Genomic DNA, 22,382 nt, shown 5'->3' with positions numbered 1-22,382 from the left:
AGATAAAATATGTAAAAAACGGACTTTGCGGAATGACCTGTAATTTTATATCTTTGGTAAGATAAAATCATAACCAATGGCGGAAACAGTGAAAAAACATATAGGAAGGAACATTGCAAGAATCAGGGAAATGCGAGGAATGAAACAGGAGACCTTAGCAGAACTGCTGGGTGTAAGCCAGCAAAAGGTATCCCTGTTTGAGAATGCGGAAGAACTGGAAGATGTAAAGTTAGAACCTATCGCCAAGGCGCTGGAAATATCGGTTGAAGCTTTGAAGAATTTTTCGGAGGATGCTTTTTTTAATATTATCTCAAATACATTTAATACCAACGATAACGGTATTGCTATTTTGAGAACAGAGATTTATCAACCAACTTTTAATCCAATAGACAAACTGCTGGAATCTTATGAGGAGAACAAAAAGCTATACGAACGCCTGTTGGAATCAGAGAAAGAAAAGAGCAGGCTCATCGAGGAGCTGATTAATAAAATAACAAAAGCGTAACCCAAAGGTTACGCTTTTGCTTTTGTGGTTAAGGAGTGTCCTTATCCTTTTGATGATACTCGAACTCGCCGAACAGGCGGTTCTTCATACGCAAGAAAATGTTCTTGTCACTCCTTAAAAATCGTGGCAGGATGAAGCCAACGAAAAACACAAGCAGTAATGCAACTGCTACTAAAATAGAAAGTGTTTGCATAATAATGGGGTTTAAAAAATTATAAATTGTATCTATATTGAAATCTATTGCTTCCATATCTGTATTTTTTTAGTATTCTATACTATCCGTTTTTTATGTGTTTTTATAAAATTGAAATCTTTGTTCAATCTTATAATGATGTTATTTTTCCTTTTTCAATTGAAAGACAAAAGACCAAAAAGTGTTTTTCATACGAAAGGACACGTTTTGCAAAGTCTGTATCCATCGGGTTTTGTGCAATTTTACACTGACTTCCGGAAAAGATGTGTTACACGAAAACATAAAATCAAAAAAATCAACTGGGTCAAAAATAATATCACTTTGGAGCAAAGGACGTTTTGCTAAACTTCCCCCGAAAGGACATCTTTTTGCAATCTTAGAAATACTGCTTAAAAAAAGTTGTGACGCAAAACTTCACAAGATACATCGCGAAATGAGCGAAGCACTTTTTGCTTAATTTACGGTACAGGGGTTACCCCTCGCCAAAAGCTGGATTGTTGGAAAAAGTCGTTTAGAACGACTTCAAAAGCGGTTTTTCTGAAAAAAAAGTGATTGAATTTATTGTAACGGTTTAAGACGTCCAAAAGCGTCAGCTGATGTAAAAGCGAAATTTTAGGCACAAAAAAACCGCCTGCTTGGGGCGGTTTGATTTTTTATTATGGAAAGAGATTATATTTTACGGATAAAGGAAAGTATCTCTTCTTTTTTCTTTTCATCAGCAATAGAATCCAATTTAATCGGATTTTGATATTTGTATTGATATGGACTGAAATCCTTGTCTCCTTTTTTGAGTTCTTTATAAATTACTCTATCAGTGCAAGAGCAATCAGTCGGATAAAAGATACGAGCCTTATACTCATATAGTTTATCAGTCGTAGCGGAATCTTTTTTCTTTTCCTGAGCAGAGGCAAGAACACCAATAGATAAGCAGAAGAAAAATAAGATACTTTTCATTTACAAAGCGGCTACATTTTTATTGAAAAAGTCTTTGAATTTTTTCTTTGTGAGCATAGTCTCGACAATCTTAAAAACGGTCGTTTTATCTTCTTCATCAAGTTGTTGAATAAGTTGCATTTGCTCAATCGTGTTTTTGTCCTCAAAAGTTACTTCATTGGGGATCTCGCCTTCAAAGTTTACTAAATCATCAATAGACATATTAAAGAACTTTGCAATTTTCCCAACAGCTTCAATGGATACATCACGGTCGCCCGCCTCTACACGAGAATAGTTAGAGCGGTGCATTGAGATTAAGTCTGCTATGGTTTGCTGTGTCAAGCCCTTTGTCTCACGTATTTTCTTTATGTTTTTACCGATGTTTTGCATAAAATAAAACTTTATACGAAGTTATCTAAAAAGCACAAATTATGCAATATGTGTAATTTTGATAATTTTAATGTTGTTAAAATGATACTTTTATTTTACTTTTGTAATGTATCAAAATAACACAACGTAAGTTTTTATGGAAATCACTGAAATAAAATCCCAGCTGTCTATCTCCACCATCCTACATTACTATGGATTAAAGCCTGACAAGAGCGCCAAAATGTGCTGTCCGTTCCACGAGGACAAAACACCATCGATGCAGGTGTATTACAAAACACAGACGGTGTATTGTTTTTCCTCGAACTGCAAGACCCACGGAAAAAGTATCGATGTGATAGATTTTATTATGCACAAAGAAAACCTGAGTAAGCACGAAGCGATAAAAAAAGCTGAAGAGATTTTAAATTCAAGTTCCGGAAATTTAACCGTAAGCAGAGAGCAGTTCCTAACGAATATGTTTACTTATTTTAGAAATGCCATCAACAACTCAAAACCTGCAAGAGAATATCTGGAAAAACGAGGATTGGATCTTACGAGAACAGAAATCGGCTATAACTCAGGGCAGTTCCACCACGGGGAACGAAAAACGGAAGAACTTTTGAAGCAGGCTTTGGAAGTTGGTTTATTGCAGGACAAAGGACTCATCAACAGCAGAACCAAGGAAAAATGCTACAGCCCCTTTGCTAAATGGTGTCTCTGTTTTGCGCTTAGAAATCAGAAGAATCAAGTTGCAGGAATGTACTTCCGCTCTATCCTTAACGATGACAAATACAAACATTATTATTTAAAAGACCGAAAAGGCATTTATCCTGGTTACCCAAAATCAGACACCAAGAAATTGATATTGACCGAAGCGATAATAGACTGTGCAAGCCTGCTCCAAATGAAAGAAATCAGAGATAATTACAGTTTGATAAGCTGTTTTGGAGCAAACGGACTTACTGCGGAAATAACTGAAGCCATCAGCCAATTAAAGGAACTTGAAGAAATTATCTTCTGTTTTGATAATGATGATGCAGGAAAAAAAGCGATCGATAAATATGCGGAAGAATTTAAGAATTACAAAGTATCTACAGTTGAACTTCCTAGCAAGGATGTTAACGAGACCCTGCAACTGCACGATGAAAATATCTTTATAGAGCTGTTGGAAAAACGGAAAGATATTTTTCTTTCAGTTGAAAAAGAAAAAGGTTCGAGTCCTGACAGGATTACAAAAAATACTGACTTTACGGAAGTAAGCAAGAGTGTGCCCCCGAAAGTATCCCCGAATTTGTCCGTAATAAACTTTTTAGAGCAGAAAGATTTATTGAAATCCCTAAACCAGATGATAGAGAAAGCAGGAATTATCGGGGAAGAAAACAGCAGGATGTTACTTTTTTTAATTATCATCAGCTATCTCAATAAAAATCCTCTTCACGCATTGGTACAAGGTTCGAGCGGAAGCGGAAAAACGCATATTATCTCAAGAATAGCGGACTTGATGCCACAGGAGGACGTACTTCGGTTTACGAGAATCACGGAATCAAGCTTGTACAACTGGGGCGAGTTCGACCTGTTCCAGAAAATAATCATCATCGAAGACTTGGACGGATTAAAGGAAGATGCCCTATATGCGCTTCGTGAATTTATAAGCAATCAGGTTCTGAGAAGTTCAGTAACCATTAAAGACAAAAAAGGAAACAACAAATCTTCCCATAAAATCGTGAAAGGACAATTCAGTTCTTTATCTGCAACAACAAAAGGCGAAACCTACGAGGATAATATGAGTAGGAGTTTTTTACTGGCAGTCGATGAAAGCAAGGAACAAACGCAGAGAATTATCAATTATCAAAACCGAAGAAATGCAGGCGAAGTAAGTTCGGAGGAACAACAAAAAGCCATCGGTTTTATACAGAAATTAGTACGAAATCTGAAATATTACGAGGTCATCAATCCCTATGCAACAAAACTCAATCTTCCTGATAAAGTCCATAAAATAAGGAGATTAAATGAAATGTATCAGGCGGTGATAAAACAGGTCACATTTTTAAACCAGTATCAGCGAGAGGTCAAAAACAATTATCTAATTACAGCTATTGAGGACATAGAACAGGCAACAGAAGTACTGTTTGAGAGCATCGTTCTGAAAGTTGACGAACTGGACGGAAGTCTGAGACAGTTCTTCGAAAAGCTGAAGAAATTTATAAAAAGTCCTGAAAAAGACTTTGTACAAAGAGAAATCCGACAGGAGTTCAATCTGTCCAAAACGCAGTTACAGCGATACATCAACACTCTTTTGGAGCTGGAATACGTCAAGCAGGTTGGCGGTTATAACAATACAGGAATCCGCTATAAAGTAAGTTATTGGGATAATTATCAAAAGCTTAGGACAGAGATAAAAGAATATCTGTTGAAACAGATTAAAGAACTTAAAAACCAATAAAAAATAAGGTATGGGTCACTGTGGTTCGCCAATGGTTCACAAGAATGAACATCTATGATGTTTTAAGTCATTGAAAACCAATTATAAAATATTAGAAATGAATCTGGCGATCCAGAATCCAAAATATTACAAAAGTAAAACCGTCATACTTAATAAAATGAATGAAGATATCATACTTCAATTTAGAAAAGAACTACAGAACTTAGGATATTGCAAAACCGTTGTTAATACCTATCCAAGACGGGTAGAAGAACTTTTACGGCATCTTGGGAAAGACCTTGCAGAAATTACCAATATAGATATTTTAGAATATTATACCTATCTGAAAACCATCAAAAGCAAGAAGACAAACAAGTTTTTAAGTGAAAGTTATATTCACTCTATTTTACTGGCCATCAAACTTTACTTTGATTACGTGCAAAGAACCGGACAAATAAAAACCAGTCCTTATCAACTGAAAATAAAGACCGCAAAAACCGAGGAAAGAAAAGTATTTACGAAAGAGGAAATCCAAAGATTATACAACAAAAGCAGCTCGTTACAGATAATCATCCTGCACCTGTGTTATGCCTGCGGACTCAGACGGGCAGAAGCTGCTGTTCTGTTACTAAAAGACATTGATTTAGAAAACAATTTATTATACATCAGAAGAGGGAAAGGTAAAAAGCGAAGAGTTGTCCCATTTACAAAGCAAGTGAAAACGGATATAGAACATTTTATTTTTTCATCTGAAGCCGAAGTCCGACGTTTAAAAAATGACAATGACAGCCTTCTGGATATTACTGCGGAAAGAATTTACATCGAGTTTAAAAACCTTCTCAAAAAATCAGGACTATACCGACAGGGATTTACACTGCACTGTCTGCGACATACTATTGCGACACAACTTTTACAGCAGGGAATGGAACTTGAGAAAGTAAGAGATTTTTTAGGACACCAATATTTAGGCACAACTCAAATCTATACAAGAATCAATTATGGAACTGGAACAATATTTAAACAATGAATTATCTGAAGGAACGGTAAAAAACTATCTCTACGAAATATCAAAGTTCAAAAAGCACTATAAAAATCCCGAAAAAATCGGTTACCAAAAGTTGATGGACTATATAGAATTGCTAAGGAAGAACTACAATCCCCAAAGTGTAAAGAGAACGATTTACGCCATCAAGAAATACTACGATTATTTGGTAAAGACAGGAAAGGTCAAAACGAATACAGCAACCCATATCAAGATAAAGGACGGCAAGGAAAATCCAATACAATTACAAGAACTGCTCACGGAACAGGAATTAAAGAAGCTTTTAGAACCGAGGGAAGAACGTTATCCGATACTTGCGAAAAGAAACCAAATCGTAATGAGCCTGATTGTCAATCAGGCTTTGCTGGTAGGAGATATCGAGAAACTGAAAATCGAGGACTTGGATTTACAAAACGCAAAAATAAAAGTTCATAAAACAGGAATAACCAACGAAAGAATTTTGGATCTGAAAGCAGAGCAGATAATGTTGTTCTATCAGTATTTGCAGAAAGACAGAAATCAATTAGAAAGACAAAGAACTTCTTTTTTTCTACTGAATAAACTCGGTTCGGGAATCACTAAAGACGATATCAATTATCTTGTATCAACCTATCAAAAGGATTTTACAAAGAAAATAACCAGTGTAAGAATCCGCCAGAGCGTTATTAAACTGAGATTAGACCAAGGTGAGAACCTTAGAAAAGTCCAATATTTTGCTGGACATAAGCACGCAGACACCACCGAGAAATATAAAGAGACGGGAATCGATGCATTACAGACCGCAATCAATCAATTCCACCCAATGAGGTAGTAAAATGGTTTTTGCGACAAAATGAGCATCTTTTGGGTCTGAAATCGACTCTTTTTAATAATTATGCGAACAAAAATCCGGAACAAGGATTTTTAAAATACCTATAAACAGCCAATGCGACATCCCAGCAAAATATTGCAATGCCGATAATCGCTGAAACCTTAAAAATTATTGTCCAAAAATCCATAAGACCAATATAAGAAAAATCGCCAGTCAAGAAAAAAACGAGTTCCGAAGTTTTTTCCCCTTTTTGAAAAAAAGGCAAGAGGGTCTTAGGATATCAAACTTGAAAAGTTTGTATATACAAAGACACATCTTGCGGTTAAATCGGTGTTATTTTTTCAGAAGCTCTGAAAATCGGGAGATCAAATTGTAAAAATTTTGTAATTTATTGAAAATCAGTATTTATTTTTTGTAAACGTTTTTTTAGAGCTCTGAAATGGGTAAACTGACAGCTGGGGCTTTTTTAAGACGATGCCGGCTTATATCTATTTTACGCAGGCTGACAGATAACGTGTAGTTATTTTACCCACCTTCTGATCTTACCTGTATCTTTTTTACGCAGGCTGGCGGAAAGCCTGTATCTATTTTACCCACCTTCCGTATTTACGTGTATCTCATTTACCCATCTATTGAATTTATAAAGGTTGTCGCTGTTGTTGTGAGAACTTTGTTGGAATGTGGGAAACTCCGGGGCAAATGCAGGGCTGAGTTTTCCATATTTCAATAAACACACCGCCAAAAGAAAGTCCACCTGAACCACAAAACCAATCAATAAGAAAAAACTATATCTTTGTAAAAAGATAGTCCGCTCTGCACGGCGGACTATCTAAAACTAAATTGAAAGGGAGTGATTGCGTTACTATTATTTACGCAGTCACTTTTTTGCTTTTCCTGTATTCTTAGACACAATAACAAAGGCTGTCATTGCTAAAATAACAAGGAAAAGTAGGGCTAAAATGGTAATTGTATTTTCCATAGGGCAAATGTAATTACAACTTAAGTTTGTTGCAATGTAAAATCAAGTGCGTAAGTCAATGCTTTAAAGATTTATGTTTTTAAAGCGTCTTTTATTACATCTTTTTTTTCAATTGAAAGAAAAAACAGTAGAAACCTTATTTTTTGTTCAACTGAAACCTATATCTTTGGAAAAGCGGGCAAGAGCAGGCGTTCACAGTGTAAAGCCTCGCGCGAGGAAACTTTGAGTAGGAAGTTTGCGAAAAGTTGAGCGGGATTGTAGAATTACAAGTACAACCAGAAGGAGCTGCAGGAAACGGGAATGTATGACTATGGCTGGAGGCAGTATATGCCGGATATCGGGAAGTGGAACGGGATGGACCAATTGTCTGAGATGTACCAAAGCTTTTCACCGTATGCTTATGTAGTTAACAACCCAACAATGTTGACAGATCCCGATGGGAGATGGATAAATGAGAATGGAAATATGAGTGACAGATCAGGGCAGACTTTCTTCCTGATGGGGAATTCCTTTAAGCCACATTTACAGTTAGATGCAGATGGTAGAATGTACAGTAACTCTAGTAACAACCCTACTTTTGGGAGTACTGATGCTTATAGGGACATTATGTCTGCCTACTATAGTGGGGGCACTGCTGGAGCACAGGTAACAAATGGAGTCTTAAAATGGTGGACAGATGAATCTGGCACTAGTATTGGGCATTATTGGATGCTTAAGTTGAAGGGCGGGATTAAAAACAATGGCTTTTGGAATCATGTGTGGAATAAAGCTGTTAATTTTATGAATAGTTTCGTTTTTCAAGTAGACGGTAAAGGAACTTTTGGAGTACAATTAGGTTTAGAAATGCCTTTCGGATCTCTTGAAGGGGGTATTATGACAGGTGATTTAGGCAGTTTCGGCTGGAGCAACCGTAAGGGAGCATATGCTGTTGGTGGAGACAGTAAAGGACATAATTTTGCTGGCGGTAGTATAAAATTGCTTGCAGATCGTTTATCCGCTGGTGGTAAATTAGACTATATCACTAATGATATTATGCCTACAGAAGGCTCAGATTTATTAGAATATTATCCTAACAACGGTAGTTTAGAATGGGAAGGAAATATTGGACCATCTCAAGCAAATAACAGAAAGATGGGACTAGATACTTCTATTGGTCCAAAAATAAAAGTAGGAAATGCAGAAAATTGCTCTGCTTGTGCAACATTTGGAGGTGGTTTCAAAGCATTTCTGGGCTTAGATATTAATATAATCGTAGGTTTTAAGTAAAATGGAATACTATTTTGAAACAGGTACATCATTTACTGGATTCTATAAAGGAAGAGATTTGATATTTAAAAGATTAAATAGATTTTTTTTCTTTGATGATGTTAAAATTGTTGGAAATAAAAACGAGGAATTACTGATATATAAGTCATTTAGTTTCTTATTTTTTCGAAGAGTTATAATTTTAAAACAAAATCTAGAGAATGAAATAAAGTTTAAAAAGAATAGCATATTGATAAATAGAAATGAACTTACAATAAGAGAAAATTTGCTTACAGTAGGGACATATAAAGCGAACTTATTGTTTAATAATAAAGTTATTGGAAATGTTCAACGAAAATTCTCTTTTTCTTCGTATAAATATGAAGTAACTTTTTTAGAAAATAATGATTATGATTATTATTTTATGGTTTTATGTGCACTATTTGTTGGCTTTACGGATAGATAAAAACTTCATATGACAGACTGAAAAGAGATGCTATTTAATAGTATCTCTTTTTCTATTATCCAAATTTATTTTATATCCTACTATTTTTATATCGTTATTTTCTTTTTGGAGAGAAAAAATTTCTTCGGTATTCATTTTATCTCTTATATTATAATAAGCAAGATAGTATTCAGATTTAGGATCGGTTCCTTTGACAACATTTGTTTCCCAGTGTGATAAGGTTATTTTTTTTATTTTTCCTCCCTCCTTATCCGCAATATCTAACATTTGATTTAGTTGATCATTACTGGTTACATTAAAAAACTTATCACTGAACAAATTATATAATGCTTGTTTATTATTTTCTTTAATTAAAGTAAAGAATTTTTGCGTGACTTTTTCTGCTTCTTTTTTATCCTCTTCTCTATTCTCACGAGATGTATTAAAAGTACAGTTGGAAAAGAATAAGAGAAAAAAAATTGATATATATTTCATCTTAATTATTTCATCAAAAATATGAATAAAGTTAAACTTTAAAAAAAATATTTTATTTTTACTAAGCAGACCATCTGAGTAATGTTCGTTTGAGCTACGCTAAGAACCCGTATACAGGCAGCGCAGAAGTTCTTGACCGTAATGATTATTATCCATTTGGGATGAACTTTGTGGGGACGGGCTATTATTCTGTATATGATGCTACCGGAACACCGTATAATTACAAGTACAACCAGAAGGAGCTGCAGGAAACGGGAATGTATGACTATGGCTGGAGGCAGTATATGCCGGATATCGGGAAGTGGAACGGGATGGACCAATTGTCTGAGATGTACCAAAGCTTTTCACCGTATGCTTATGTAGTTAACAACCCAACAATGTTGACAGATCCCGATGGGAGATGGATAAATGAGAATGGAAATATGAGTGACAGATCTGGACAGACGAGTTTTTTACACGGACAGTCTTACCAGCCATTATTGTCCATGGGCAATAATGGTATGATGAGTAATCCTTTATATCAATATTATTCTGCAACTAGTAGTGGGGCTACATTTACAGGAGCTAATGCCGGATCTATATTTAATTATCTTCGCGATGGAGGTGCTGTGTCATTTAAGAATGGATATATGAGTTGGTGGACAAATGCGCCAGGTGTTGATACTATGGAAATTATTGGAAATGACGAAGCTGATATAAGAATGTATGGAGTTATTCAGAATAAGGTTAAAGTTTCGCAATCAGGTGGTAATTACTGGTCATTCCTGAATGATGCCAGTAGTGTACAGGCTAAGACAGATTTTGCAATAGGAAGCACATTAGGGCTAGCCGACCAGATTGCAGGAGATCTGTTAAATAGTGGTAAGATGATAAAAGCTTCTAACCCATTTAATCTTTATAACCTTAGAAGAGTGAATGGTGCCCTTAATGGTAACCGTTACATCTCTGCGAACAAATTTATCAGCCGTGCAAGGATGTTAAGGTATGTTTCTGATAGTAAAGTTGTAAAGGGGGTTAGTTATGCCGGATTATTTCTTTCGTTTGAACAATTTAGACAATCACATCATCCCGGATATATTTCTAGGGGTATTGTTGGATTTCTTGCAGGTGATATACCTTACGTAGGACCGGCTATAGCAATGGGCATCGATCAGACCAATGTTGATTACTGGAATATTTGGACAATGGTAGATGAAATCCAGGGAACCCATAAATATGATAATTATTAAAATGAGAAATATAATTTTAAAAATCAAGAATGCATATCTGTATGCCTATTATGAGTGTTATCTACAACAGCATTATTATTATAGAGACCATAGAAATAAAAATTTTTATTCAATAACGACTCTTGGTGCTGTTATTGGTTTTTTACTAATTTTTCCTTCCGTTATTTTTTTCGGAAATAAGTTTAATATAGGAAAATTAATGTATGTGTTCCTTATTATAATTGCTTATTCACACATATTCTTAACATCAAAATTGGTAGGTGGGGATAAAGATTTGACTGAAGATATCAATGCCTTTTATGCAGAAAAGAAAATAGTAAAAGAGTCTAAAAGGATTGTATTTGGTTTTGTGATATTATGTGTATTATTTTGGGTATGGGTAATTATGTATGGTAATGAATAAATTAAAGAATGCATATCTGTATGCCTATTATGAGTGTTATTTGCAAGAACATTTTTTGTACAAGAGTAACCATAATAAAAATTTCAACGCTAATACAACTTTGGGAGTTGTATTAGTATTTTTGTTTTTGTTTCCAATTATGATATTAGTGAATAAAACAATTGGAATAAAAAAATATATGTATATTTTACTTGTTATTATAGCATATGTTCACATTTTTTTTACATCAAGAATAACAGGAAATGATAATGACTTGACAGAAAACATAAATAAATTTTATGCAGATAAAAAAACGGTAAAACAATCTAAAAGAATTGTTTTAGGATTCGTTATTCTATGTGTGTTATTTTGGGTTTTTGCGATTAGGTATGATTATGATTAGGAAAATAATTCTAAAATTAAAGAATGCATATCTATTCGCATATTATGAATGCTATTTACAGACACATCATTATTATGAAAGTCATAAAAATAAAAATTTTTATTCGGTACTTGCACTAGGTTTCCCCATATGGTTACTACTATGGTTTCCAATGACAATTTTTTTTGGAAATAAACTTAATATAGGAAAATGGATGTATATTATTTTGACAATAATTGCATATGGGTATATATTCTTAACATCAAAATTGGTAGGCGGTGATAAAGATTTGACTGAAGATATCAATGCCTTTTATGCAGATAAGAAAATAGTAAAAGAGTCTAAAAGGATTGTATTTGGTTTTGTGATATTATGTGTATTATTTTGGGTATGGGTAATTATGTATGGTAATGAATAAATTAAAGAACGCATATCTGTATGCCTATTATGAGTGTTATTTACAACAGCATCATTATTATAGAGATCATAGGAATAAAAATTTTTATGCTATTACAACCCTTGGAGCGATATTAATATTTTTATTAGAACTTCCTATATTAATGACGGTTGATAAGACGATTGGTCTTCCTCAAAAAATATATCTCTATCCTATTATAGTAGGTATTGCCGCTTTTCAGTTATTTTCAACAACGAAAATGATAGGAGATAATGATTTAACTGAAAAAATAAACACCTTCTACTCAGATAAAAAAACGGTAAAACAATCTAAAAGAATTGTTTTAGTATTTGTTATTCTATGTGTATTATTTTGGGTTTTTGCGATTAGGTATGATTATGATTAGGATAATAATTCTAAAATTTAAGAAAGCATATCTGTATGCTTATTATGAATGCTATTTGCAAGAACATCTTTTTTATAAAAAGGGTAGTGTTCCAAACAAGTTGGTAAATAAAAATAGTATTGAATTTCAATACTATTTTTATAGAAATAAGATAGAGAAATAAAGTTTGAAATGGTATTGCAGATAGCCAGAAAAGGAGAAATTAGAAAACAGGCCATCTAAAATACTGAGAACCATAAAAGATGTTCCAGATGTGTTGGTCTAAGAAAGTACTGTAAATATCAATGCGAGGGTACTATTGGAGATAACCTCGAGCTTCCGTTCAAGTCTTATCGAGCCATAAGTCTTGCTCTTATCGAGGCATAAGTCCTGCTCTTATCGAGGCATAAGTCCTACTCTTATCGAAGCATAAGAATAACTCTTATGGTGTGATAAGAGTATTTTCTATCGAATGAGTCACGATTACGAAAATTACTAAACACGTTTGCCACCATTACAAGATGCCGAAGGCTTTTATGATTATGAGAATAAGCGTTATATTTACCAGTACAAAGACCATTTGGGGAATGTACGGCTGAGCTACTCCAAGGGCAGCACAGGTGTTCTGGAAACGATCGACAGTAATGACTACTATCCGTTTGGGATGAACCACAGGAAGGAGGACACGCAGAGTTATTTTGGTGCGGGTGGTAATTATGTCAATTACAAGTACAACGGGAAGGAACTACAAGAAACGGGCGCATACGATTACGGATGGCGTCAATACTTTCCTGACTTAGGGCGTTGGTTCGGCATAGACCAATTAGCGGAAGACTTTACTTCTATATCTCCATATGCTTATGTAGCAAACAACCCGATAATGTTTACCGACCCTGATGGGAGAGATATAAAACCAATTGACGGAGGATGGCAGTTCACAGGAAGCGACATCAATTTAATTCACAGTTACCTCACAAGTGGTGGAAGCTTTAGTAATCTTACCGACCAGTTAGGAAGTTACAGAGGAAGTTTTGGAAGCGGTGGCATTAGTAATTTTTGGAGTAGTTTTAGCGGAGGAGATACATTTGGTGGGGTAAATGTGAACAAAGGCTACCTTTCTTGGTGGACAAATGGAGCTCCTGCAAGCGGATACACTAATATAGGTGGACAAAATTACCAAAACATACAAGGATTGGTAGGACACAGAACTAAAATGGATCAAGGTAGTTTTGATAGTTTTATGAACCAAAAAAATGCGGGGCTTGGGCTTAATAATTTTAGTCTTGCAGATAATTGGAAACATATGGTAGGTCCTACTCTTACAGCATTAGGATCACCTTTGATTCCTAAAAGTTTACTTCCTAAAATCGGAATGAGAGGATTTGTTATGGAAGGAGCAACACGAAATACTTCAGTCGCTTCTATTGCTTTTAGGAAAATCATACCTTCTACTTGGAAAACGTGGGATATACTACCCGCTACAGCAAGGAATTTAGGAGGACAATTAGGCAGAACTGTTCCTGTTGTTGGTATAGGAATGATGGTTTGGGATTATTCATACAATTTTGCCCCTTGGCTTGCAGAACAATGGATGGATATTATACCGCAATATGAAGGAGCACACCCTGATAACAGAGGATGGATGATGGAAGCAGGTGTTTGTTTTAAGGCAGGAACCTTAGTTTTAGGAAAAAAAGGGTTTTATAAGATTGAAGAAATAAAAGAAGGTGATTCTGTTTTATCCTATAACGAAAAATTACAACAGACAGAAATTTCAAAGGTTGAAAAAACATCTGAAAGATTTACAGACAAAATCCTTGAAATAACAATAGGTAAAGAATCTATCTTTGTTACAGAAGAACATCCTTTTTATGTAGAAAATAAAGGCTGGATAAAAGCCGGGAATCTGAAATTAAAAGATGTTGTTAAAACTAAAGACGGTTCTAATAAGATAATTATCAATATTAAGATCTTGCAGGAAAGAACGGCAGTTTATAATATTGAAGTTTCGGGAAATCATAATTACTATATTACAAAGAGTCAAATATTAGTGCATAATAAAAAGATAAAAACTAAACCTAAAAAACGAAATGGAAAATAATACTTGGAATGAATTAATATCTTTTATTAATAAAATATGGCCATTTAATCACAATATAGAGTTGAAACAATCCACTACATTAAACAAAGATCTTGGAATTTATGGAGACGATGCGGATGAAGTGATTTATGAATTTAGTAAAAAATTTAATGTTAATATTGAGAATATTAATCTATCAAAATATTTTGAACCAGAAGGAAGCACTTTTTTTATAAATATTTTTTCCAAGAAAAAACCTCTAAAGGAAAAAGAATTAACCTTGGGTGATTTAGAAAAAGCTATTAGAATAGGTAAATTAGAAGATAATAATATTAAATAGTTAGAACTAATCTGGTAGTGTTCCAAACAAGTTGGTAAATAAAAATAGTATTGACATTCAATACTATTTTTATAGAAATAGGATAGGAAAATAAAGTTTGAAATGGTATTGTAGATAGCCAGAACAGGGGAAATTAGAAAACAGACTATCTAAAATATTGAGAACCATAACAGGTGTTCCAAATGGGTCATGTTCCAAACAAGTTGGTAAATAAAAATAGTGTTGATATTCAATACTATTTTTATAGAAATAAGATAGGAAAATAAAGTTTGAAATGGTATTGTAGATAGCCAGAACAGGGGAAATTAGAAAACAGGCTATCTAAAATATTGAGAACCATAACAGGTGTTCCAGATGTGTTGGTCTAAGGAAGTACTGTAAATATCAATGCGAGGGTATTATTAGAGATAATCTCGAGCTTCCGTTCAAGTCTTATCGAGCCATAAGTCTTGCTCTTATCGAGGCATAAGTCCTACTCTTATCGGTGCATAAGTCTTACTCTTATCGGTGCATAAGAATAACTCTTATGGTGTGATAAGAGTATTTTCTATCGAATGAGTCACGATTACGGAAATTACTAAGCACGTTTGTCACCATTACAAGATCACCAAATGACTACTTTATATAATCTTCGGTAATTCTAAATGAATTAATTTGAACTTTGTTGTTAATATAACCCTCCGTCGCATTTGTTTAGGCGTAATCACGGCAGGGTTACCCACGACGACAGAATTGTCGGAAACATCGGTATTGACATAAGAATTAGGCGTAATCAAAACATTATTGCCGATCGTGATCTTGCCGACAATGCTTGCGTTGGGACCCAGATAGTGCGGATTTACAATCTGTGCTTTTTACTATTAAAAAGTTATTGATCTCGGATTACAAATCCGCGACATCAGGTATTTTTGAATTATATCGATTCAGCTAAAGGAAATTTAGTTCAGAAAGTCTTCGAGAGCCTCAGACGGACAACCTATGAATACAATTGCTATTGAAGATATCCCGATGAGGAGATCAAAGTATTATATTAATAATTTCCATTTAAGTTTCCTTTAAATAATATCTTTTCGCTATTTTCGTTGAAAAAGGAACAAACTTTGTTGAAGCTGAGGCTTTGACAATAATTTTGAAAATCTATATGAATTCAAAAAAAGTAATACTGGCTTCGATGTTATCGCTTTACGGGATTTCTGAGGCGCAACAATCTCAATATTTTACGCAGAAAGAAGACTATCATTTTGGTTTGGCAGAGAATCTTTACAACACCAAAGTTTACAACGCTTCCCAATACGAATATTCCAACCAATATTTTTATAACAAAAATCTAAGTCAATCCAGGAAGGAAGCATCATTGTTTTTCAGCAATGTGATTGGCGTGATTTTGCAGCAGCAATATGCGGAAGAAGGCCTGAATGCTTTTATGAAAGAATATCCAAAGTCGGCGTATTTTGCTCAGGCCAACGGACCTTTGGCAGATTATTACCTGGCAAAAAAGGATTTTGAAAAAGCTTTGGAAACTTTGCAGAAAGTCAATCAATACCAGCTGAGCAAAGAAGAAAATACGCAACATATTATGAAGCTCGGCTACGCCAAGTTTATGACAGGAGATTCAGCAGGAGCAATCGAAGCTTTGGAAGAATCATTTAAAAATGCTGATGAAAATAGCAAGCCCGCAATTTCTTATATGTTAGGACATCTTTATTATGCTGACAAGCAAAATGAAAATGCATTTGTTTACTTTGACCAAATCAAGAATAATGAAGACTATGCACATCTGGTAAAGCCTTATTATGTGCAGATGTACTACAATCAGAAAAACTATGATCTGGCAATCTCTGAAGGGAATGAAATCCTGAACAACGGAAAAACAACTGCTTACGATACAGAAATCCACAAAATAGTAGGAGAGAGCTACTTTATGAAAGGCGATTACCAGTCAGCTTATCCACATCTGAAATTGTTCCTTGATAAAGAACAAACGCCGTCGGAAACCGACCTTTACGAAATGGGGTTTGTTTCTTCTCAAATGGGTAAAAATGCCGAAGCAGTAGGGTATTATAATCAATTAATTAACAGCCAATCTCCGCTGGCTCAAAACGCTTATTATCAGCTCGGGAATGCTTATCTGCAAAATAATCAAAAACAAGAAGCGCTTTCTGCTTATCGTAATGCGTCACAGATGAATTATGATGCAAAAGTTCAGCAACTGGCTTTGGAACAATACGCCAAATTGAGTTATGAATTGGGAAATCCATTTGAGAACTCTTCAAAAGTAATTCAGAGATATCTGGATAAATATCCTAACTCTAAATCTCAGGAAATGAGGTCGCTTTTGGTTAAATCTTATCTGTATTCCGGAGATTATAAAGCAACTCTGGATGCCCTTTCGAAACTTGACCAGAAAACGAATGAGACTAAAAAGATAGAGCAGGAGGTTTCTTATCTTTTAGGTTCTGAGGAATTCAATAAAGGGAATTTTGATGCCGCCGAAACGTATTTTAAAAGAAGTCTTCAATTCAATCTCAATAAAGATTTTTATAAAAAAGCACAATATTGGTTAGGACAGACTTACTACCAGAAAGGTGATTATAAATCTGCCATTGCAACTTACACCAAACTTGAAAACGAAACTGCAGAAGGTTTTCCGGAAAGAGAACAATTGGACTATGACTTAGGTTATGCTTATTTCAAGTCTAAGGATTTTGCGCAGGCCCAGGAATATTTTAAGGAATATCTGAGATTCCCGAAACAGGAATTCAAAGCGGATGCAGAATTGCGTTTGGCTGACACCTATTACGCAAACAATCAGTTGAATGAAGCTTTGGAAATTTATAATAAAACCGAAAATGCCAGCGATTATACGTTGTATCAAAAAGCTCTGGCATTAGGTTTCAAAGGCGATACGGTGGCGAAGATTTCTGAACTGAAAACTTTGATTTCAAAATATCCTAATTCGGAATATGTGGATGATGCGAACTATGAAATTGCGTCAGCTTATGCTCAGAATGATGATTTCAACAATTCCAATTCTTACTTTGATAAAGTCATCAAATCCAGTCCCGATAAGGATTTGGTAGCGAATTCCCAGATTTACAGAGCTCAGAATCTGATCGACCTGAATCAGAATGAAAATGCGATTTCGGAATTTCGACAATTGGCGAATCAGTATAAAAATACAGCTTATGCGGACAAAATTGTTGCTGCTGCAAAACCTGCTTTTGTGAAAAACGGTGATGTTGCAGGTTACGAACAATTTGCAAAAGGTCTCAATGTGAATGTTTCCGGAACAGAAATCAGTGAAATCAATCTGAATCTGGCGCAGGACAGTTTCTCGAAAAAAGATTATGCAAAAGCTGTTGCTTACTACGAAAAATACCTGGACCAGAGCCCAACCGGCGACAATCTTTTCAAAGCGCAGTATGAGCTGGGCGAAAGTTATTATCAATTAAAACAAACGGATAAAGCATTGCTCCCTTTACAAAATGTTGCTGATTTCCAAAACGATTATCAGCAGGAAGCTCAGGTGAGATTGGCTCAGATTTATTTAGCTCAGGATAAAGTGGCTGATGCAAAAAAATATCTGGAACAGAATGCCAATTCAACCAACGTTACGATTAAAAACTTTGCTTCAATTGAGTTGATGAAAATCTATGCGGACGAAAAGAACTTTGCTGAAGCTGAAAAATATGCGAATGCTGTGATTGCTAATTCGAAAAATTCAGCGGCAACTCTGGAACAGGCGAAAGTCATCAAAGCAAGAAGTTTGATGCAGCAAGGAAAAGATAAAGATGCGCAAACGGCTTACTCGGCTTTGGAGAAATCTTCCAACACAGAAGTTGCGGCGGAAGCTTTATACGCAAAAGCTTTTTATCAGAATAAAGGAAAAGCTTTCAAATCGTCGAATGAAACCATTTTCAAATTGGCAAACAATTATGCTTCGGAAGAATATTGGGGCGCAAAGGCCCTAGTCGTAATGGCAAAAAATTATCTGGCGCTGAAAGATAATTACCAGGCAAGTTATACACTTGACGAAATTATCAATAATTATGGCGATTTCCCGGAAATTGTGGCTGAAGCGAAGGAAGTGAAAGCCCAAATCAAGAAGTAATTTGCAAATATGTTAATTTGATGATGTGAAAATCTCTGCTGAGTTTTATGTCTTTGCGAACTTAAAAACAGTTTGATATTCAAAAAAAATCTTTGCGCACTTTGCGTTTAAAATTAAAGTAACAAATGAACAAACTAAAATATATCGCCGTTTTGGCATTTTTGGGAACAGTCGGGATCTCAGAATTAGGAGCTCAAATCAAAGAAGAGCAATTGATTCTTAATAGAAAAAGAGAACCGGAAGTCAAGAAGATCGAGAAGAAGAAAACATCTGTTGTTCAGGAAAAAAACTATCCGCCGGATAACAAGAAAAAGGAAGATTCGCTGAATCTGAAATATGACATTGTGAATGTCCCGCCGGTTTCTGATTTCAAAACCACCGAAATCCAGGGCGAAGATATTTCTCCGAAATTCTCCAATGATTATCAGTCTAATTATTTCAAATTGGGTTATGGGAATTATGGTAAATTTTTGGCAGATGCTAATATTTCTGGGAAAATCCAGGATAATGTTGAGATTGGAGCGGATGCGCATTACCTTTCTACAAGCGGCCTGAAAAAAGTTTACGATTGGGATTCTAAGCAGAATGAAGCTAAAATTGGCGGATTTGCTAACATATACACAGAAAGCGGAAAGTTTAATATCGATGCGAATTATGCTTTCAATAATTATAATTATTATGGAATCTACGCGTTGACACCAACGAGTAATGATGTTGATTTGCAGCAAAAAGTCAATAGATTCAGTGTGAATGGTTATTACGATCATTACTCCAATGAAATTCTGAATAACGTTCGTGTGAAATCGTATTTCTTAAGCGACCATTTCGGAGCCAGTGAAAACTATGCTAATTTGGATGTTAATTTGTCCAAGCACGATTTTTCTGTTTACGATGATATTACAGCGAATGGAGATTTGGGAATCAATCTGGAAACGGTTAATTCCAAATTTGATATCCTGAATAAGAATACTAATAATCAATTCAATTTTACCTTGTCGCCAAAAGTGACTTTCTATAAAGGTGATTCTTATTTGTTAATTGGTTCTGATTTTAGTTTCCTTAATTCTAAAAATTCCAGCAATGTAACAGAAGAATCAAAGAATAATAAATTCTATTGGTTTCCAAGAGCAGAAGTATTGGTTGCTGCAGCAGATGAATTCAAATTTTATGGAGGCGTTGACGGTGGTTTGAAATTGAATACTTATGGCAATTTGTTAGACGAAAATCCTTATTTGATTTCTGATTTGGTTTTAACGCCGACAGAAACCAAATATCATTTCTATTTCGGTTTGAAAGGTGATGTTGACCAGACTTTCAAATATGATGTTAATGCAGGATTCAGCAAAGTGAATAACGCTCAGTTTTTCTACAATAATAATCTGTTTGATACTAATGTCAGCGCAGGCAGACAAGGTTATGATTATGCAAATACTTTCAGTTCAATCTATGATAGCGGAACTCTGATGGAAGTAAAAGGAGATTTGCAGGCTTTTCCAATAGAAAATCTGACTGTTGATGCGGGTTTACATTTTATGAAATATAAACTGGACAATCTGGAAGAAGTTTATTACAAGCCATTATTCCAGTTTAATCTGGGTGCAAAATATACTATGCTTGAGAAAAAACTGAATCTCGGTTTCAAAGCTTATTTCGTAACGGACAGAACGTCAAATTCTTATTCCATCGCTCAAAGTGGTTTTAATCCTGACCAGTATATATCTGTTGAAAATAAAAACGAAAAAGTTGGCGGTTATGCAGATTTAAACTTATCCGCAGAGTACAAAATTCACAAAAATTTCAGTATTTTCGCACTCGGAAATAATCTACTGAACGCCAAATATCAGAATTATCTGGGTTACAAAGTTTTAGGAGCACAGTTTATGGGAGGTGTGAAGATTACTTTTTAATGATTAATTGAAATTACAATTTAATCAATTACCAAGGCTGCATAGTTTAATGGATAGAACTTCGGATTTCGGCTCCGACAGTGAGGGTTCGAATCCTTCTGCGGTCACCTTTCGGGAAAAAGCATTTTCAAAAGTGCTTTTTCCTTTTTTTTTATCTTTTAACTTGTTGCTAATCAATAATATGTGAGAGAGTGCGGAATTTAGCTTAGGTGTTCGAAATGAATTTTCATGAAACTCAAGTTTTTCTGCTAATATCGAACACAGTATGGTGTTTTTAGTTTCATCATTCCCCTGTACATACAGTTTATACAGGTTTGGGACGATTTTAATCACGCGATCAAGCTTGAGCTTAATGTCAGAATTTTTATTAGATAATTTATGATTCTGTAGAGAGATTTCAAGATCATCAATTTTCTTCTTACATTCATTTTTTATAAGTTGATAATCATCATAGTCCAATCTATCTTCTAAATATTTTTCCCTCGCATTATTGAGACGATTATTTAAGGATTGGATCTGGCTGGAAATTTCTTTCTTTTGTGCATCAATATCTTCTTGGATATATTTGAAATTAGTAAAGATTATCTCTTTGAGTAAAGTATTAACTCCCTCGTGATACTCATATTTTTGTAATTCTTTTTCAAATGCACAATTAATTATATTAGAACGATACCTGTAGCCGCAAGTAGAATTACAGTGATAGTAATAGTAAATACTTTTTTTCCCTTTTGAACCGCTACCTGAAATATGCCCTCCACATCTTGGGCATTTCAAAAATCCTCTCAACGGAAATTCTTTTGCAGCATTAATTTTGCCCTTTGGTCTTTCGGTTGTAGTTATACCGCTCAAAACCATTTGCACTTTATTGAACAAACTTTCTGAAATTAAACTTTCATGTTTGCCGTCAACTGTACATGCATCTTCATCCTTGTATGGCTTAATATATATCTTTCCACAGTACAATGGATTTTTTATTGCTCTATAAAAAGATGTTCTACTTATTTTAGTACCAGCCATAGTGTTCATCTTTAGTCTAATTTGATTTATAGAGTATTTACCTTTGGCAATCTCATTAAAAGCCCAACGCATATTTGATGCTTCTGGCTCTTTCAATGCTATATATTTTCTACCATCTTCACTGCATTTATTAATATATCCATAGGAAGCAGTGCCCATTAGTCGTCCTTCTTTTTGGGCTCTTCTCATACCGTAGAAAGTATTTAGGGCTCGTCGGTCATTTTCTACTTCTGGTGCAGCCAAATAAATGGCTAGCATCATCTTATTTTCAGGAATTGACATATCTAATGGTTGCTCTATAGCTTGTGGCGAAATGTTATTGCTTAGAAGCAATTTAATCATTTGATATGCGTCACCTGCATTTCTACTAAAACGATCCCATTTTGTAAATAAAATCAAGTTAGATCGCAAACTTCTTTTCTTTATATTTTGAATATAATTGTTCCATTCAGGACGATTAAAATTTTTAGCTGAATGATCTTCAAAGATTACCTGACCAATGGTTATTTCATTCTGCTGGCAATACTTTTCTAACCTCTCGTGCTGATCTCTTTGTGAATAACCTTTATCAGCCTGTTCATCTGTTGATACCCTAATATATAAATCTGCTATCTTCATGGTAAGTCTGTAAATAATAAATTACGGATTGTAAAAAAGAATAATATGTTTGTTCATATAAATATAAAATTAAACTCACTTATATGCAAATAAGC

17 protein-coding genes, 1 tRNA gene and 3 pseudogenes are annotated in these 22,382 nt (G+C 34.6%); 15 read left to right on the top strand and 6 right to left on the bottom strand.

The window, feature by feature from the left end:
* Positions 1-76: 76 nt before the first annotated feature.
* The gene (locus AC5P2S_RS10665) at positions 77-505 is read left to right on the top strand and encodes a helix-turn-helix domain-containing protein (protein ID WP_494554810.1); all 429 of its coding nucleotides are present in this window, start codon (positions 77-79) and stop codon (positions 503-505) included.
* Between the two features lie 28 nt (positions 506-533).
* Here AC5P2S_RS10665 and AC5P2S_RS10660 read toward each other — a convergent pair whose 3' ends face one another.
* From AC5P2S_RS10660 to AC5P2S_RS10650, 3 genes are all read right to left on the bottom strand, one after another.
* Positions 534-755, bottom strand: coding sequence for a hypothetical protein (locus AC5P2S_RS10660; protein WP_494554809.1), 222 nt, complete (start codon positions 753-755; stop codon positions 534-536).
* Between the two features lie 612 nt (positions 756-1,367).
* Entirely contained in the window at positions 1,368-1,652 is a 285-nt protein-coding gene (locus AC5P2S_RS10655; RefSeq protein WP_494554808.1) for a hypothetical protein, read from the bottom strand.
* The gene (locus AC5P2S_RS10650; RefSeq protein ID WP_494554807.1) at positions 1,653-2,021 is read right to left on the bottom strand and encodes a helix-turn-helix domain-containing protein; all 369 of its coding nucleotides are present in this window, start codon (positions 2,019-2,021) and stop codon (positions 1,653-1,655) included.
* A gap of 136 nt (positions 2,022-2,157) precedes the next feature.
* On the opposite strand from AC5P2S_RS10650, the gene AC5P2S_RS10645 reads away from it, so the two are divergent.
* From AC5P2S_RS10645 to AC5P2S_RS10625, 5 genes and pseudogenes are all read left to right on the top strand, one after another.
* Positions 2,158-4,443: an MTBMA_p00010-related P-loop-containing protein gene (locus AC5P2S_RS10645; RefSeq protein WP_494554806.1), complete on the top strand. Its 2,286-nt coding sequence runs from the start codon at positions 2,158-2,160 to the stop codon at positions 4,441-4,443.
* A 97-nt stretch (positions 4,444-4,540) separates the two neighbouring features.
* Positions 4,541-5,449, top strand: coding sequence for a tyrosine-type recombinase/integrase (locus AC5P2S_RS10640; protein WP_494554805.1), 909 nt, complete (start codon positions 4,541-4,543; stop codon positions 5,447-5,449).
* On the top strand, positions 5,421-6,275 hold the full coding sequence (locus tag AC5P2S_RS10635) for a tyrosine-type recombinase/integrase (RefSeq protein ID WP_494554804.1): 855 nt from the start codon (positions 5,421-5,423) through the stop codon (positions 6,273-6,275). The genes AC5P2S_RS10640 and AC5P2S_RS10635 overlap by 29 nt, the downstream gene beginning before the upstream one ends.
* Before the next feature lie 1,255 nt (positions 6,276-7,530).
* Positions 7,531-8,520: pseudogene (locus AC5P2S_RS10630) on the top strand (RHS repeat-associated core domain-containing protein); the annotation flags it as partial.
* 1 nt (position 8,521) lies between these two features.
* A complete protein-coding gene (locus AC5P2S_RS10625) occupies positions 8,522-8,965 on the top strand; it encodes a hypothetical protein (protein ID WP_494554803.1) in 444 nt (147 codons plus the stop codon).
* 30 nt (positions 8,966-8,995) lie between these two features.
* Here AC5P2S_RS10625 and AC5P2S_RS10620 read toward each other — a convergent pair whose 3' ends face one another.
* On the bottom strand, positions 8,996-9,439 hold the full coding sequence (locus AC5P2S_RS10620; protein WP_494554802.1) for a hypothetical protein: 444 nt from the start codon (positions 9,437-9,439) through the stop codon (positions 8,996-8,998).
* Between the two features lie 89 nt (positions 9,440-9,528).
* On the opposite strand from AC5P2S_RS10620, the gene AC5P2S_RS10615 reads away from it, so the two are divergent.
* The 6 genes from AC5P2S_RS10615 (at position 9,529) to AC5P2S_RS10590 (ending at position 14,634) form a co-directional block, all read left to right on the top strand.
* Positions 9,529-10,668, top strand: coding sequence for an RHS repeat-associated core domain-containing protein (locus AC5P2S_RS10615; RefSeq protein WP_494554801.1), 1,140 nt, complete (start codon positions 9,529-9,531; stop codon positions 10,666-10,668).
* A 1-nt stretch (position 10,669) separates the two neighbouring features.
* Positions 10,670-11,071 carry a hypothetical protein gene (locus tag AC5P2S_RS10610; protein WP_494554800.1) on the top strand — a complete coding sequence of 134 codons (402 nt, stop codon included), beginning with the start codon at positions 10,670-10,672 and terminating at the stop codon, positions 11,069-11,071.
* 533 nt (positions 11,072-11,604) lie between these two features.
* The gene (locus AC5P2S_RS10605; protein WP_494554799.1) at positions 11,605-11,850 is read left to right on the top strand and encodes a hypothetical protein; all 246 of its coding nucleotides are present in this window, start codon (positions 11,605-11,607) and stop codon (positions 11,848-11,850) included.
* On the top strand, positions 11,843-12,235 hold the full coding sequence (locus AC5P2S_RS10600; RefSeq protein ID WP_494554798.1) for a hypothetical protein: 393 nt from the start codon (positions 11,843-11,845) through the stop codon (positions 12,233-12,235). The genes AC5P2S_RS10605 and AC5P2S_RS10600 overlap by 8 nt, the downstream gene beginning before the upstream one ends.
* A gap of 484 nt (positions 12,236-12,719) precedes the next feature.
* On the top strand, positions 12,720-14,315 hold the full coding sequence (locus tag AC5P2S_RS10595; RefSeq protein WP_494554797.1) for a polymorphic toxin-type HINT domain-containing protein: 1,596 nt from the start codon (positions 12,720-12,722) through the stop codon (positions 14,313-14,315).
* Entirely contained in the window at positions 14,305-14,634 is a 330-nt protein-coding gene (locus tag AC5P2S_RS10590; RefSeq protein ID WP_494554796.1) for a DUF1493 family protein, read from the top strand. The genes AC5P2S_RS10595 and AC5P2S_RS10590 overlap by 11 nt, the downstream gene beginning before the upstream one ends.
* 615 nt (positions 14,635-15,249) lie before the next feature.
* On the opposite strand, the pseudogene AC5P2S_RS10585 reads toward AC5P2S_RS10590, so the two are convergent.
* A pseudogene (locus AC5P2S_RS10585) lies at positions 15,250-15,464 on the bottom strand (hypothetical protein); the annotation flags it as partial.
* 311 nt (positions 15,465-15,775) lie between these two features.
* On the opposite strand from AC5P2S_RS10585, the gene AC5P2S_RS10580 reads away from it, so the two are divergent.
* The 3 genes from AC5P2S_RS10580 (at position 15,776) to AC5P2S_RS10570 (ending at position 20,759) form a co-directional block, all read left to right on the top strand.
* Positions 15,776-18,745, top strand: coding sequence for a tetratricopeptide repeat protein (locus tag AC5P2S_RS10580; protein ID WP_494554795.1), 2,970 nt, complete (start codon positions 15,776-15,778; stop codon positions 18,743-18,745).
* 125 nt (positions 18,746-18,870) lie between these two features.
* Positions 18,871-20,652 (top strand): TonB-dependent receptor, encoded by a 1,782-nt coding sequence (locus AC5P2S_RS10575; RefSeq protein ID WP_494554794.1) that lies wholly within the window; start codon positions 18,871-18,873, stop codon positions 20,650-20,652.
* Positions 20,653-20,687: 35 nt separating this feature from the next.
* A tRNA-Arg gene (locus AC5P2S_RS10570) sits at positions 20,688-20,759 on the top strand.
* 748 nt (positions 20,760-21,507) lie between these two features.
* Here AC5P2S_RS10570 and AC5P2S_RS10565 read toward each other — a convergent pair.
* Positions 21,508-22,287, bottom strand: a pseudogene (locus tag AC5P2S_RS10565) (recombinase family protein); the annotation flags it as partial.
* Positions 22,288-22,382 lie beyond the last annotated feature (95 nt).

Source organism: Epilithonimonas sp. 33E (genome assembly GCF_059372615.1).
The sequence above is the reverse complement of the archived record's forward strand: the minus strand, read 5'-3'. Positions and strand labels throughout refer to the sequence as shown.